At 63.6% G+C, this 15,460-nt stretch carries 12 protein-coding genes; 6 read left to right on the forward strand and 6 right to left on the reverse strand.

The window, feature by feature from the left end:
• Positions 1–187: 187 nt before the first annotated feature.
• Complete coding sequence (locus VGG64_20420) at positions 188–1,249, forward strand: hypothetical protein (GenBank protein HEY1601979.1); 1,062 nt, start codon at positions 188–190, stop codon at positions 1,247–1,249.
• An 8-nt stretch (positions 1,250–1,257) separates the two neighbouring features.
• Here VGG64_20420 and VGG64_20425 read toward each other — a convergent pair whose 3' ends face one another.
• Positions 1,258–2,646 (reverse strand): PhoPQ-activated protein PqaA family protein, encoded by a 1,389-nt coding sequence (locus tag VGG64_20425; protein ID HEY1601980.1) that lies wholly within the window; start codon positions 2,644–2,646, stop codon positions 1,258–1,260.
• A gap of 270 nt (positions 2,647–2,916) precedes the next feature.
• Between VGG64_20425 and VGG64_20430 the strand changes: the two genes are divergently transcribed.
• Positions 2,917–3,564: a HEAT repeat domain-containing protein gene (locus VGG64_20430; GenBank protein ID HEY1601981.1), complete on the forward strand. Its 648-nt coding sequence runs from the start codon at positions 2,917–2,919 to the stop codon at positions 3,562–3,564.
• A 215-nt stretch (positions 3,565–3,779) separates the two neighbouring features.
• On the opposite strand, the gene VGG64_20435 is transcribed toward VGG64_20430, so the two are convergent.
• Together VGG64_20435 and VGG64_20440 are read right to left on the reverse strand one after the other, a co-directional pair.
• Positions 3,780–5,477 carry a thiamine pyrophosphate-dependent enzyme gene (locus VGG64_20435; GenBank protein HEY1601982.1) on the reverse strand — a complete coding sequence of 566 codons (1,698 nt, stop codon included), beginning with the start codon at positions 5,475–5,477 and terminating at the stop codon, positions 3,780–3,782.
• A 157-nt stretch (positions 5,478–5,634) separates the two neighbouring features.
• Positions 5,635–6,414 carry a hypothetical protein gene (locus VGG64_20440; protein ID HEY1601983.1) on the reverse strand — a complete coding sequence of 260 codons (780 nt, stop codon included), beginning with the start codon at positions 6,412–6,414 and terminating at the stop codon, positions 5,635–5,637.
• A gap of 384 nt (positions 6,415–6,798) precedes the next feature.
• Between VGG64_20440 and VGG64_20445 the strand changes: the two genes are divergently transcribed.
• The gene (locus VGG64_20445; protein ID HEY1601984.1) at positions 6,799–7,200 is read left to right on the forward strand and encodes a VOC family protein; all 402 of its coding nucleotides are present in this window, start codon (positions 6,799–6,801) and stop codon (positions 7,198–7,200) included.
• Positions 7,201–7,233: 33 nt separating this feature from the next.
• On the opposite strand, the gene VGG64_20450 is transcribed toward VGG64_20445, so the two are convergent.
• Both VGG64_20450 and VGG64_20455 read right to left on the reverse strand, forming a co-directional pair.
• Entirely contained in the window at positions 7,234–8,388 is a 1,155-nt protein-coding gene (locus VGG64_20450; GenBank protein HEY1601985.1) for a thiolase family protein, read from the reverse strand.
• Between the two features lie 137 nt (positions 8,389–8,525).
• On the reverse strand, positions 8,526–10,199 hold the full coding sequence (locus VGG64_20455) for a long-chain fatty acid--CoA ligase (GenBank protein ID HEY1601986.1): 1,674 nt from the start codon (positions 10,197–10,199) through the stop codon (positions 8,526–8,528).
• Positions 10,200–10,735: 536 nt separating this feature from the next.
• Here VGG64_20455 and VGG64_20460 point away from each other — a divergent pair.
• On the forward strand, positions 10,736–12,007 hold the full coding sequence (locus VGG64_20460; protein ID HEY1601987.1) for a hypothetical protein: 1,272 nt from the start codon (positions 10,736–10,738) through the stop codon (positions 12,005–12,007).
• Positions 12,008–12,130: 123 nt separating this feature from the next.
• Positions 12,131–13,192, forward strand: coding sequence for a peptidylprolyl isomerase (locus VGG64_20465; GenBank protein HEY1601988.1), 1,062 nt, complete (start codon positions 12,131–12,133; stop codon positions 13,190–13,192).
• Positions 13,193–13,304: 112 nt separating this feature from the next.
• Here VGG64_20465 and VGG64_20470 read toward each other — a convergent pair whose 3' ends face one another.
• Positions 13,305–13,907, reverse strand: coding sequence for a hypothetical protein (locus VGG64_20470; GenBank protein HEY1601989.1), 603 nt, complete (start codon positions 13,905–13,907; stop codon positions 13,305–13,307).
• Positions 13,908–14,112: 205 nt separating this feature from the next.
• On the opposite strand from VGG64_20470, the gene mutY reads away from it, so the two are divergent.
• A complete protein-coding gene (mutY, locus tag VGG64_20475; GenBank protein ID HEY1601990.1) occupies positions 14,113–15,438 on the forward strand; it encodes an A/G-specific adenine glycosylase in 1,326 nt (441 codons plus the stop codon).
• Positions 15,439–15,460 lie beyond the last annotated feature (22 nt).

The following is a 15,460-nucleotide window of genomic DNA, read 5'->3' on the forward strand; positions in this document are numbered from 1 at the left end:
GCTCGATCTTTCCTGCGCAAGGACCGCTTAGGGCAGGGCCTGCCACGTTACAGCAGCGTCCGTCGTTACAACCGGAAGGGACGTTGTTTTCCGTGCTAGGCTTGTGGGACGGAAATATTGTGTCACAGCGACGATACTCCACAAGAAACCGCCGCGCGTTATGGTCAGCGCCGAACAACGTCGAGCAATGCGACTTGCCATTCCTCTCGGGCAGGATCACGGCGAGCTGCGCATTCACGGCCAGGATTATCCGGTCCGCCTGATCGATCAATCCGCCGGCGGCTTCGGCATTCAGTCGGAGATTCCTCTAGAGATCAAAGACGGAGACATCGCCGCGCTCAGTTGGTCGGGCGGTTGCTGCCGCGTGCGTGTCCTCAATCGTTGCGAGGAAGAGAACTTTACCCGGATTGGCGTCGAGCGGCTCGAGGAACTCGACTCGGCCGAGGATCTCGACATAAAGAATAGCATCTGGTCACTGCGCCGCCCGCGGATGCCCATGCCCGGCGCTAATCTGTCGTACTTTGTGTACGGCGTACTGGTGGTAGTGGGGTGCAGCATCGCCGGGTTGACCTGGGGGCTGATGCCGCACGATTCGAATGTCGCGTTGCAGGCGCCGGTATCGGCCAAAGAGAAAGCCGCTTCGGACGCAGCGGCGGTCGCGGTTCAGGCGCGCGCCAGGAAAAGCCTCACCGACTTCTCGACATACGCGGGCCGGGAGATGCATCGCGCGCTTGACTCAAGTCGCATGCCCAAGGCAGCCCAGAAGTGGGTTGCGCAACGCGTGCAGGTGTTGAACCACGCGATGCGCGGCGTGATGAAGGCGGTGGTACGTGCCTCGGCTGATACGCGTCAGGCGGCGACCGCTGTCGAAGCGACGGCCCGCAGCACCATCGACTCGATCGGCCGCGCCGCGACGATGGGCAAAGATTCGATATTGCTCGAACTACCACGTTTCATGAACAACTTGCAGCTCACGAAGCGGCAGCGTCGCGAACTCGACAAGATATTGAAGGCCGCGCATGATGCGACACAGGATTTGCAGCGCCGCAGCCGCGAACTGGGGACGCAGGAAGTCATGCAGCAAATCGCCGAAATCCGCACTACGGCCAGCCAGCAGGCGCTAGCCGCGCTATCGCCGGAACAGACCGAGCAATTGCTGGCGCTCGTCTCGAATGGGCACAGCACACAGAAAAAACCGCCCGCGGCGGAAGCCGCGCCTAAGTCGGCGGCGCAAAAGGGCCGGAATTAGCCAAACGCCTATTTGGCAGTATCGTCCGCAGCGTCCTTGGCCTTCACCAGCTTGACGTTGGTCGACAGGAAATAAGGCTGATGATCCGTGTCGAACACCGCTTCGCCGAACACCGCCGCATAGCCTGATTTCGGCCGTTCCAGCTTGTACTGGTAGGCCCCCTCGACCAGCTCCGTCGGGTGGCTGGTCCATTTCGACTCGCGGAAATCGCGGGTGGCGGCCGTGGCCACCCAGGCTGAAACCTTGTCCGGTTTGGTGTCGGCCTTGATGTTCAGAGTCGCGCGCTCATCGTTGTCGGTCAATTCCCACGTCAGCTTGGCGAGGTGCTTGCCGCCCGCCGCCTGACGGTGCAGAGCCGACACCGTCCCGATGATGCGCGTAAAGTCGTTCAACCCGTGGCCGTTGTTGGGCACGTACAGAATGTGCTTCTCGCCCGCGAGGCCGTTCCAGTACAAGTTCAAGGCGTCGAGCGGCCAGTATCGGTCGTTCGTGCCCAGCAGGATCACCTTGGGCTGCGTCAACAGCGCGCGATAGGCGTAGGGATCGACGATCGCCTGCAACATGCGCCCGACGTCGCTGTCGTTCTGTTGCTGAATGCCGCGATTGGTGTAGTCCTGGATCTGTTCAGAGAATTCGCCGAACGTTGCCACCTGGTGCTTCATCTGCACGCCCATGTTGAGCATGTCGATGACCATCGGCGCAAAAGCGTTGACGCGTGGATCGACCGATGCGGTGAGCCAAGTGGTCCAACCACGCTTGGAAGCGCCTGTGAGCGTGAAGTTCTTGATGTCGAGCGACCACTCTTGCTTGGCGAATTCCTGCACGGCATCCATGCCGCGGACCGCGCTCTTGACCATCGGCAACAATAGCGGCCAGGAAGAATCGCCCGTGTTGATGTACTGCTCGAACGTGTAAGAGATCGCGCCGTCTTCGGTCAGTCCGTCGAAGATCGGCTGGTTCGGCACTTGCTTTAGCACCGCGACAGGACTCTTCACGCGCTCAGCAACCTGCGCCAAGATCGCCGCCTCGGACGGCAGCTTGCCCCCTTTGTCATCCGCCGCGGGCTTGGCCAGGTCGTCGCTCCAGGCACCGCCATCGATCAGCATGATGCCTTGCGCCTCGTTCTCGACTTCACTGGGACGGATCACGAACAGCTGGTGTTTCCAGACTGTGTCTTTCCAGGTCTGCGAAGTAAGGATCAACTCGGCCCACGTCGCTTTGCCGACCTTGCCTTCCTGGCGTTTGACCCAGCGGTAGCTGGCGTCAGGCTGTTTGACGTAGCTATGCAGCGGCCCCTGTCCGGGCTGCGACGATTCTCCCTTTTCCGCGGCCGAAATCGATCGTCCGCCCAGGATCAATAACGCGAGGCAAATGCTAAACTTAAAACGAGTTTTCACGAGATTACGTCCTTGGATCCAATGGCGTGCGGCGGGGGCGACGCGGGCGGGAACGCGCGGTGAGCCACGCTTCAATGGTGCGAAGCTGGTTCCTTCATCATAGGTTCCGGCCGGTGTTCGCAGCAAGCCAAGGCGAGCCTGCTGGCTAGGTCAGCAAGCGGCTGCTTGCCAGCCTAAACAACGAAACGAAGAATTACTGGGTCACCCCGGGCGCCCGGCTTCGGTCAAGCAATGCGTTGCCTAAATAACCTCACTACGAGGGGTGCGAACATGATCCCAAAACAAAGCCTTCGCCCAAGCTATCCGGCATGCGGACTTGCTCAAGCCGTGGCGCACGGCCTGGGTCTGACCGGTTGGTCTCTCGCCGCCAGGCAGCCGAGCGCCGTGGCGGTGCTAGCGACCGTGACAATCGCGGCGGCGCTGACGAGCGCCGGCTGCGGCCAGATTGCCGCCGTTAAAGAAAAGCCCACGACCGACGAGATCCGCCAGATTCAGGCGACCGTCGAGGCGCAGAAGCCGGCGCTGGACGCGACTCCGTCGATCACGCAACAGGCCATCTATCGTCCCTGGGGCGTCAAGGAAACCGCCGTCGACGCGTTGGGCCGCATCGGCGAAAGCGCCGTTCCGACGCTGATCACCGCGCTGTCGGACGCCAATCCACGCGTCCGCGCGCAGGCCGGCCGGGCATTGGCACGGATGGGAGCCGCCGGCAAGGACGCCGTGCCGACATTAATGGAACGGCTCGATGACCCGGACGAGGATGTCCGCCAGGCCGCGGCCCGCGCCCTGGGGCAAATGGGTCCGTTCGCGGCGCCCGCCGTGCCGGCGCTCGTGGGCATGATCGAATCGCCCGACGGCAAAGCGCCCGCTTCGACGATCCCACCGTTGGTCCCACAACCAGGCGCCGCTCGACAGTAATGACGCGCGCCAGAAACCGAACACGAATCACTCAGAAGTATTCGGCGGGTCGGGTGCCATGTCCACGTATCGCGTGGACATGTGAACTTATTGTGGTTTTACAGCATGCCCACGCTTTGCGTGGGCATGGTACCCCAAAGAGACCGGATACTCCCCGTGACCGGTCACCCTGGCACCGGAGATCGCATCGCCCGGAAATACTCGGCGAGTGAGCCTTATCCGTAGTTCAGCCGTGGTGGGCTGCCGCGCTGCACTGGCACGTCGAACAGTCGCGGTCGATCGCCGGCCAATGATTCCTTGAGCTTCGACTCCAACTCATCCGGATCGGTAATCCGCGCCGCTTCCACGCCAAGCGAACGAGCCAAGCCGACAAAGTCGATCTCGGGCTCGGCCAGATCCATGCCGACGAAGTGCCCGGCGCGGGCTGCCGGATAACCGATCTGCTGCGCGCCCACTTTCAGAATCTGGTACTGCGCGTTGTTGCAGATGACGAACGTGACCGGCAGCCGGTAGCGGGCCGCGGTCCACAGCCCTTGAATGCCGTACATCGACGCTCCCTCACCCAAGAGAGCCAATACGGGGCGCTCGGGCCAGGCGAGTTGCACTCCCATCGCGCAGCCCAGGCCCCACCCCAGGGCCCAACCGCGATGGCCGAAGTAGCCGGTCGTGTTTTTCAAGGCCGCAAGACGCTCCAAGTACGTGCCGGTTGTGGTCACGGCCTCTTCGACGACGGCCACGTTGGGCGGCAACACATGCGCCACGCTCGACATCAACGTCAGTGGCGTCAGCGGCCGCGCGCTGCGCTGGGTGCGCGCCTCTTCGATGAGCGCCGTGCGTGCGCGAGTGTGCGTCTCGGCGATCGCCGCGGCGCGACTTTTGGCTTGCTCGACTTGCGCGGCCGACATGGTCGTGCGCAACAACGCACTCAGCTCGGCGAGCCCGACTTTCAAATCGCCCAACAGACCGACCTCGACCGGATAGTTCTTGCCCAACTGCCAGGGGTCCTGATCGATGTGCACGATGCGGATATGCTCGGGGATCGCGCGCGACGGTTCGAAGTATACGTACAAGCGCAGCAAATCCATGCCGACGACAAAGATCACATCGTGATCGGCCAGTCGCGCGCGCACTTCGGGAGACCAGATCGGCATACCGGGGGCCGAGAGGGGATGATCGGCCGGAAAGCCGAGGCGGCCGTGCGTCGTGCCCGATTCCGACATCACCGGCGCGCCCAGCTGTTCGGCCACGGCCACGAGCTCGGCCACGGCATCCCCCTCGGTGGTGCGGCTGCCAACGAGTATCGCCGGGTTGCGGGCCCCGGCCAGCACGGCGGCGGCTTGCCGCAGTGCCTCGACGGGCGGGCGGACGCGCACGTCCAGCGGCTTGGCCGTAGTCAGGTCTAGCTCAGCGATTTCGCTTTGCAGGTCCATCGGCAGCGAGAGGAACACCGGGCCGGTCGGCGGCGTCAGCGCCACTTGCGCGGCGCGGCGAATCGCGGTCGGCAGATCCTGGACCCGCTGCACTTCGGCCGCCCATTTCATCCACGGCTTGGCCACGCGGACCATGTCTGACCACAGAATCGGCTCTTCGAACATCAGCCGGCGATCCTGCTGGCCGGCCGTCACCAACAGCGGTGTGCCGGCGCGATGGGCGTTGTACAGCATGCCCATCGCGTTCCCCAGTCCGCAGCTGATGTGCAGATTGACAAATCCCAGCGAGCGCGAGGCCTGGGCATAGCCGTCGGCCATGGCCACGACGGGCACTTCCTGTAGACCCAGGATGTATTCAATCCGGCGATCCGCTACCAAGGCGTCTGAAAGCGGTAGCTCTGTCGTGCCGGGATTTCCGAACAAATAACGCACGCCGAGATTGGCGAGCATTTCGAGCAATGCCTGCACGCCGCTGATGGCCATAGCGTTTGCTGCCGAGAGTGCCGTGGGGCGGGGATGCGATGACGACGAGGCGCCAGTGTACGCCAGGCGCACGCCAAAGCAAATCGCCAGGCCAGAGCCGCCGCGTGGGAAGCGCGGCGCTCGGGTCTGGCGAGTAAATCAGCAAATCTGCTGGGCGTTATCGCACGTACTGACGCTGCGAAGTGCGCCGCACTTGCGACGGAGATTCTTCTTCGACTTGATCGTCGGGCTCGGCCAGGGTCGGTTCGCCGCGGCGTGCCACGGTGGACGGATTGGCGGAACGACTCGATGGCAAAGTCGCCGGCTTGACCAGCCGATCGGTGGTACCCAGGTACTGGACTGCACCTTCGTACTCTTGCGGTCGGTTACGCTGCGCCATCTGCGGAGAGGGCCGGCCGGCCGGGTATTGTCGATTATTGCCCGGACGAACCATCTGGGGAGTGTTTTGCGGCGGACGACGCGTCATTTGCGGAGCGCCCTGCGACGACGGAGCGCGGCGCACCATCTGCTGCGACCGTTGCGGCGGACGAGTTTTGCGCGCCATCTGCGGCGCGTTCTGGTCCATCGATCGCGAGGGCACGTCGCGCACGACTTGATTGCCGTAGGGATGTGCACGCGAGTAGGTTTCAGGCGGCAGACCGTTGCCGCCCGGTGTCGGCGGGCCTACCCAATTGGCACAGTCGTCGCACGTCGAGCAGTGCGGATTGCCGGTGCACCAATCGCCCCAGTAGACTTCGCCGCAGCCACCCGGTCGATTGCAAGGCCAGCCACACCAACCTCCCCAGCCACAGCCGCTGCCGCCGTTCCAGCCGCAGCCCGGTTCCCAACCGCACCCAGGCCACGGGCAAGGCGTCCAGCCGCTGCCTTCCCAGCAGCAACAGCCGGCACTGCCCAAAGCCAGGCAGGCCAGGCCAATGCCCAGCAATAAGCGCTTCATGTCAAAAATCCCCCCTCAGGAATTTGTAGGTCGCCGTTGGGTCTTATCGGCGGAATTATCGGCACAGTCGAGAAAATCGTCATAGCTGGCAGCATGCATACCAGTGACAGTGTCAGCCCAACGGGCTGCGGCAACGGCAATGCGCGATTGCGCTCTCGCAGGGTTTGATTCTGGGGCGTCTCCGTGGCTTCCGCCGACCTTGCGCCTCGTGCCGATTCCCGTGTGCCACGGTTGGCGTGTCCGACCTTGCGAATTGCCAAGACCGCTCGTCGAGAAACGGGCGGTAGCTCGCGGCGCGCGCGGCGGGTGACTATATTGCGCGTCGACGTATATGATCGTCCCCGGGTTGCATTCCCGTACCGCTTTTGGACCAGCGAGGCCACGATGACCACCGCACTCCCCATTCGTTCCTTGAATCATGTGGGCCGTCTCACCAAGCACTTGGAAGAGAGCAAGGCCTTTTATCGCGACGTGCTCGGCTTTCAGGAAATCTTGCGGCCGAACTTCGACTTTCAGGGGGCGTGGCTGTTCAACTACGGTTTGCAAATTCACCTGATCGTGAACGAATCGGTTCCGGATCCGAGCGGCCCGATCCAGACGCGCGATGGCCACCTGGCCTTCGAGGTCGACGACCTGGCCACCGTGGAAAAGCGACTGGAAGAGCGCGGCATCCCGTTCCGCAAAAACACCGTGGCCCAGACCGGCCGAGAGCAGATTTTTTTCCGCGATCCGGACGGCCATCACATTGAGGTGGGGATCTATGCGCCGTCGCAGCCGGTCGCGTAGCACCGGTTCGCCTTGCGATGGTCGCAGCGAGGGCTAAATGCGCTCGATGATCGTGGCCGTGGCCATGCCGTGGCCGATGCACATGGTTTGTAAGCCTAGCCGGCCGCCGGTGGCCTCCAAGCCCACCAGCATTTTGGCCATCAGGCCGGCGCCCGTTGCGCCCAGTGGATGTCCATGAGCGATGGCTCCGCCCCAGGGATTCACGCGCTCCATATTCGGCTTGATCTCCTTGGCCCAGCCGAGCACGACGCTGGCGAAGGCCTCGTTGATCTCGATCCAATCGATGTCGTTGATGGTTAGCCCGGCGCGTTTGAGCGCCTTGACTGTGGCCGGAATCACGCCGGCCAACTGCAACGTGGGATCGTCACCCACGGCCACGCGTGCCAGGAATCGGGCCCTCGGCTTGAAGCCATCGCTGAGGGCGACTTCGCGATCGGCCACCAGCACCGCGGCGGCACCGTCGGACACCTGGCTGCTGTTGGCGGCCGTCACCACGCCGCCGCCGTCGGGCCGAAACACCGTCGGCAGCGAAGCGATCTTGGCTGGATCTAGTACGTCGCGGATGCCCTCGTCGCGCGTGAGAGTCACCTTGGCCCCGGCGCCGTCGATCCCGTCGGTCGGCAGGATCTCTTTGTTGCGCTTGTCGTGCGCGGCCTGCGACGCGCGGCGATGACTCTCCATCGAATAGCGATCGACGTCGGCGCGTGTGATCTTGTACTTGTCGGCCATGCGCTCGGCACTTTCTCCCTGGTGGATCAGGTCGAAGCGCTGGAACAGCTCGGGGTTCATCTTGTCGAGCGTGCCGATATCGCTGAACATCGGCGCGCGCGTCATGTGCTCGATGCCCGCGCCAATGGAATAGGCCGCGTCGCCGGCGCCGATCTGTTGGGCGGCAAAATGAATCGCCTGCTGACTCGATCCGCACATGCGGTTGAGGGTCACGGCTGGCACCTCGACGGGAAAGCCCGCCAACAGCACGGCCAATCGACCGATGTTGGCGCCCTGCTCGCCGGCCTGGGTGACGCAACCCGTGACCACGTCTTCGATCTTGGCCGGCGGCAAACCGACGCGCTCGGTGAGCCCCTTCAGGGCCAAGGCCAACAGGGCGTCGGGGCGTATGTCTCGATACGCGCCCCCCTTGCGGCCAAACGGGGTCCGTACGGCGTCGACGATCACGGGTTGAGGCATGACGATACTCCTTGGCAAAATTGTTCGGCTGGGATTCGCACCTTTTGCACCCATCGCCGCCCGACGAGCATTCCACCCGCCAACGCCACCGCTAAACTCTTCTGAATTCTATGCAGCACCACGACAGTGGTCGTGACTCAGGCCGAAACCGGCTTGGCCGCGTGGGGCGCCACGACGCCGCAGGCCCCCTTGTTCGAGTAGTAATTCCAAAAACGCTCGCGCAGAGCAGACTTCAGAAACTTGCCGGCCGAAGTGCGGGGGATCTCGTCGACGAACTCGACATCTTCTGGCAACCACCATTTGGCGAATTGCGGCGCCAGAAAACCGATCAGTTCCTGCGGGCTGGCCTGCTGATTGGGTTTGAGCACCACCACGGCCAGTGGACGCTCGGCCCACTTGGGATGCTCGACCGGCACCACGGCCGCCTCGGCGACGGCCGGATGCCCCATCAGGGCATTCTCCAGCGCTACGGAGCTGATCCATTCGCCCCCCGATTTGATCACGTCTTTGGCCCGATCTTGCAATTGAATGCAACCGTCGGCGTGGATGGCCACGATGTCGCCGGTGCGAAACCAGCCATCTTCGGTGAACGAGACACTTCCTTCCGGGCATTCGTAGTAGCTGCTAGCGATCCACGGTCCGCGCACTTCGAGCTCGCCCATGGTCTGGCCGTCGCTGGGAATGATGCCGTTTTCGTTGCGGCCGCGCACTTCGACCAAGGGGACCGGCCGGCCTTGCTTCGCGCGGAAGCTGTACTTCTCTTCTTCCGAGGCACCGGTCAGTCGCTGCGGCAGATTGGCAATCGTCCCCATCGGACACAACTCGGTCATGCCCCAGGCGTGGACTATGTTCAGATTGTGCCGCTCTTGGAAGCCGCGAATCATGCTGGGGGGCGCGGCCGAGCCCCCCACGACCATGGCGCGCACGCTCGACAAGTCGTAGGCCTGGGGGTTGTTGTCGAGAATCTGCAGGATGCCGAGCCAGATCGTCGGCACGCCGGCCGTGACCGTGACGCGTTCGGCCACCATCTGCTCAAGCAAGCTTTGCGGATCAAGATGCGGCCCCGGAAAAACCTGTTTGGCGCCAACCAGCAAGCAGCAGAATGGCAACCCCCAGGCATTGGCATGGAACATCGGCACCACGGCCTGCGTGACATCGCTCTCGCAAATGCCTTGCGTGTCGGCCAGGCCATTGACGATCGAATGCAACACGAGAGCGCGGTGCGAGGCCAACACGCCCTTGGGCTTGCCCGTTGTGCCCGAGGTGTAGCACATGGCGGCCGCCTGCCGCTCGTCGAGATCGGGGTATTCGAAGCGGGCCGGATCTTCAGCGGCCAGCAGGTCTTCGTAATTGAGCGTGCCGGGCGGCGTCGGCTTGCCGGTCGTCGGCACGACGACGATGTGTTCGAAGGGAACGTTGTCCTTGAACTTTTCGAAGAGCGGCCACAGCACGTCATCGACCAAAACAATCTTGTCGCCGGCGTGCCCGGCAATGTAGGTCAGATCGTTGGGGTGCAGTCGCAGGTTCAACGTGTGCAACACGCCGCCGGCGGAGGGAATGGCAAAATAAGCTTCCAGGTGCTGATAGTGGTTCCAGCAGAATGTGCCCACGCGGTCGCCGCTTTGCACGCCCAACCGTTTTAATGCCAACGACAGGCGTTTGGTCCGCTCGACCATGTCGGCGTAGGTGTAGCAGTGCCGGGTTTTGCACGGCAGGCGGGTGACGATCTCGCGATCGAAGTGCAACTGCTCGGCGCGGCGCAGCATGGTGGGAATCGTGAGTTGATAGTCCATGATCAAGCCGTTCAACATGCAATTCCCCTCATAGCGCGAAGTTCTCCTGCCACGGCAGGCAACGTACCCCGGCGCATGGCACGGCCGGCGGCATTGATAGTAGGAGCGCATCGCGATGTCTGCCTCGCGCGATGATGAAGATGTCGCGACCGCGCGCAGGGATTCACCAGCGCTAGGCAAACCTCGTGATACGGATTCGGCCGCGCAACCGGCCGATCCCCGGCCGCCATTGTAGTCGCCGGCGCGCACGCGCCACAACATGCCGGCGCTCGCGAAAGTGGGCAGGGCAATCGCCCAGAGACGCACCGCTTTTCGCTCCTGCAGCCGGGCAGGCGCGTATCCACGCGGGGGGCCTACAATCCTCACAGCGTGACCAACAGGAACGCCACCCGCGGTCGTGGCTCTCTAGCACGGCGGACCGCTTATAGCGACCGCTGGGGTCCGGGCGTAGAATCAAAAGGTGTCTGCCGCGGTGATCCCCTCGTGGCCGTTCGGCCCCGGGGCGTGGCGATTGCCGTCGGCCACCTTTTCTTCTGGCAGTTCAAGGACGATCCATGGTCAATCCCGTCGTCTGCTTCTTGGCTACTTGTTTATTGGCCGCCCAGGCCGATGCGCCGGCCAGCGACGTGCCGGCCACGGTTCGCAAACTCGTGCGGCAGCTCGATGCGCCCGAGAAGGCGCGGCGTGACGAGGCTGAGCAAAAGCTACTCGAAGTGGGATCAGCGGCCCTTGATGCGCTGCCCGCCCCGACAGACGCCAGCGCCGAAGTGCAACTTCGCTTGGGGCGCGTGCGCGTGCGCCTCGAAACGTTGCGCGGCGAGGAAGAGGTCCGTTCGCGCGAGGTCACGATCGCGGGCAAGGCGCTGCCGCTGCCCGAGGTGATTGCCGCGATCGATAAGCAGACCGGCAACAAGCTGCTGGATTATCGCGGGCAGTTTGGCCAGCAGGCCGCGGCAAAAACTTTGGATTTGGAATTGGAGAAGACGCCGTTTTGGTCGGCGCTCGATCAGATACTCGACCAGGCCGGCATGACCATCTATCAGTACTCGGGCGAACCGGGGCTGTCGCTGGTGAATCGCTCGGGCGGAGAAGTGCCGCGTTATAATCGCGGCGTATATGCCGGCGCCTTTCGCATCGAAGCGACCGACATCACGGCCCGCCGCGACCTGCGCGACGCCAACGGCCAAGCACTGAAGTTGCAATTAGACGTTGCTTGGGAACCGCGGCTAGTGCCGATTGCCATCACCCAGGCCGGCGACGCCATCACGGCCATTGGTGATACCGGCGGCACGCTAGCCGCCGCGCCCAACACCGAATTGGAATCGACCGTGAATCCGGGCGAAGCATCGGTGCAGGTGCCCCTGACATTCTCGTTGCCGCCGCGTGCGATGACCAAGATCGCCAGCCTTAAAGGAAACCTGGACGTGATCTTGCCCGGACCGATCGAAACATTTCGGTTCGAAAAGTTGAAAGCCGGGGCGAAAGCCGAAGAGCGGCGGGCAGGCGTCAAGGTGATTCTGGACCAGGTGCGGCAGAACAACCTGGTGTGGGAAGTGCGCGTGCGCGTGGCTTTTGATAACCCGGGCAAGGCCCTCGAATCGCACCGCACCTGGGTGCTGCACAACGAGGCTTACTTAGAGACAGCCGCCAAGGACAAAATCAATTCCGCCGGATTGGAAACCACGCGTCAAAGCGAAAACGAAGTCGGCGTGGCCTATTTGTTTGACGTCGAAGAGATTACGGATCACACGTTTGTCTACAAGACTCCCGCGGTGCTGCTGGACGTGGCCGTGCCGTACGAGCTGCACGATATCGCGCTGCCGTAGCGATTGCCGGCAGGCAGGGTGGTATGCATCACACGGCGCGAGGGCCTCGCGCCACGGCAGCGATACCTGCCGCGTGTCGCGCGAAGTTGAGTTTCTATCGGGCGAAGAGAGAAGAGAATGATGATGTCTCGCTGGTGCTTATCGCTATTGATTCCGACGATCGTCCTGCCGGCGGTCGCGCACGGGCAAGCTGATGTGGCCCGGGCCGAAATGATCGCCGTCAGTGCCCTGAAACCGCCGGGCACCATTGTCGCCAAGGTGGCTGGCAAGCCCGTCGACGTGGCGGCTGTCAACCGGCTGGTCAAGGTCGCCCTGCACGGCCGACCGGTCAGCAAGGCGGCGCTGCCGGGGCTGGAAGCCCAGGCATTGTCTCAGGTCATCAACCGCCGGCTCGTCGAGCTGTATCTCGACAGCCAGAAGGTTTCGGTCACCGACGCCGAGATCGACAAGGCGATCGCGGAACGAGAAAAAGAGATGCAAAAGCAAGGGACCGATCTGGCCGTCATTCGCGCCGAATCCGGGTTCACGGCGGCCGCCTACCGTGACGAAGTCAAATGGGAGCTGCGCCGTAATAAATTCCTGCGCGGCGTACTCACCGATGAACAGCTGGAAAAGTACTTCGACGCACACCGCCAGCAATTCGATGGCACCGAGCTGCGTGTGTCGCACATCTTGCTGCGCCCCGACGGGGCGCTAACGCCCGATGAGGTCGATTCGCTATCGGCTCGCGCCGATTCGATCCGCGATGAAATCATTGGCGATATCACGACCTTCGAGGATGCCGCGAAGAAATACTCGAGCGGTCCCAGCCGCGAGAAGGGCGGGGACCTTGGCTTCATTACACGGCATGGCGTGATGCCCGAAGAGTTCGCCAAGGAGGCCTTCGCCCTGGACAAAGACGAGATCAGCCCCCCGGTGACAACCCACCTAGGCGTACACTTGATTAAATGCACAGAGCTGCGCCCGGGCAAGAATACCTGGCGCGACGTGCGCAAGGAGCTGGTGCCCGCCGCCACGAATAGCGTCTTCGCGCAACTGGCCGCCGGCATGCGCGAAAAGGCCGAAATCGACTACACCGGCGCCATGGCCCACATTGATCCCGAGACGGGTAACCTGGTCGAGGCGACGGACGCAGCGGCCGATAAAGACGCCGCCGATAAGGACAGCTCTGCCGAAGGCAAGTAGCGGCGGGTGGGATATCTGCGTGCGTGAACTTGTCGGCTGGGTCGACATTGCTGTGCATGCCCACGCTGGGGCATGACACGCGCACCCGATGATCGGGTGCGCGTACGGCCCGCTAAGACGCCGCGCCGTCTTGGGCGGGTCGTTCGCCATCTTCGCTGGGCCACTGCGACAGCCAGTCGCGGGCGCGGAGCGGATCGGTGGGGTCCGCGGCGATCAATCGCTCAGCGACCTCGCGGGCGCGGTCTCGTTCGTGCAACTCGTAGAGACAGAGCGCGAGCCCCTTGGCGGCCGTGAGGAATCCTCGATTGGCCGGCAAACTGAACGGCAACGTCCCCCTCAAACCTTCGACGGGCACGGCCTGCATACCCAGATCAAACGCATAGCCGAAATGGGCCCGCGCCAGGCGGGTGTCTCCTTCGCTCAGCGCCAACTCCCCCAGCAGCTTGTGTGCTTCCAGGCATTCGGGGCAACCGTTCAAAAGCCAGCGCAGCTCGTCGACGGCGATGTCCAGTTCGCCGCCGTCGATCATCTGGTGGACTTCTTCCAGGTCCTCCGCACGCTGTTCGGCACAATGCGGATGAATCAGCTCGTACTCGCCTGGATTGCCCGTGCGACGTACCGAGAGCGTCGGCCGCGCGCTGCGCGAGGGTGCCGGCGCAGGGCCATGCGCGCGGCCCGTTTTGGAATTATGTTGCGGACGCCGTTTTGCAGACAAACAAACTTCCGATCTGAGGCTGGTGGCAGGGCGAATCGACAACAGATTACAAAGCGTGCTCTTTTCCCGCCATGGGGCCGCGCGCCGCGGAGCAACACGCTTGATCCGTCATTCATCATCGTGAGCGACCCGATTATACTAACCTGGGCTCGCGGCGCATGCCGCCTGGAGGGCGGATTCAATCAACCATTGGAAAAGGATTCCGATGCCTCGCGCAGCCAAGCCGTCGGGACGCGATACGACGGGTAAGCGCCGTGCGGCCCCTGCGCCAGGGAAGGCGGCCTCGCCACGGACCCAGCAGCGCGCCACCCGATCTGCCGGCAAGCAAAAACAACCTGTGCGCCTGCCGGCTGGCAAAGGTTCCGGCGGCGCAGGAAGGCCTCGCGCCGGTTTACAGCGCGTGATGCTGCATACCACGTCGCTGCACGCCGAGTCGCTGACGCAGCTTGCCGCGCCGCGTTGGCGCACGGCGCTACGGCGCCGATTGCTGGCCTGGTACGACCGCGGCGCGCGCGATCTCCCCTGGCGTCGATCGCGCGATCCCTACCTGGTGTGGGTCAGCGAAATCATGCTGCAACAAACGGTGGTGGCGGCCGTCGTCCCCTATTTTCAGCGGTTTGTCGCCAGGTTCCCTACAGTTGAAGCGTTGGCCAACGCCGCGGAAGAGGAAGTCTTGCGGCTGTGGGAGGGGTTGGGCTATTACCGTCGCGCGCGGCAACTGCACGGCGCCGCGCAGGTGGTGCGCAACCGGCATGCCGGCGTCTTCCCGCGCGACATCGCCGAGGTGCGCCGCCTGCCGGGCATCGGGCGCTACACGGCCGGCGCGATTCTGTCGATCTCGTTCGACGACCCTCATCCGATTCTGGAAGCCAACACGGTCCGGCTGCTGGCCCGGCTATTGGCTTACGAAGGGGTGACCACTTCCAGCAGCGGACAACAGATTCTGTGGGGCGCGGCCGAAACACTGCTGCCGCGGCGCGATACGGGACGCTTCAACCAGGCGTTGATGGAGTTAGGGAGCCAGGTTTGCACACCGCGCAACCCCCGCTGCGACGAGTGCCCACTTGCCGAGCTCTGCCCGACGCATCGCGAGGGACTGACCGAACAAATTCCCGCGGTGCGTCCGCGCCCCACGATCGAAGAAGTGCGCGAGGCCGCCGTCGTCGTGCGGCGCCAAAAGAACGTCCTGCTCGTGCGTCGCCAGGCGGGCGAGCGTTGGGCTGGCCTGTGGGATTTTCCGCGATTCGCGCTTCCGGCCGGCAGCGCGAACATATCGCAGGCGCTGATCGACGGCGTAGCCCGCTCGGCAGGCTGGCGCGTCGCGCCGGGACGCCTGTTGATGACGATTCGCCACAGTGTGACCAGGTTCCGGATCACGCTCGATTGCTACGAAGCGGACTGCCTGGGCGCCGTGAAAGAGCACCCCACGCATGCCGAGACGCGCTGGGTGGCGCCGCGCGCGTTGGCCGATTTCCCGCTCAGCACCTCGGCCCGCAAGCTGGCCCGACGGGTAGCAGAAAGTGCGTCCTAGACGCTGGCCAGCAGCGTTTTGC

It is taken from the genome of Pirellulales bacterium (assembly GCA_036490175.1).
In the GTDB taxonomy this organism is placed as follows: domain Bacteria; phylum Planctomycetota; class Planctomycetia; order Pirellulales; family JACPPG01; genus JACPPG01.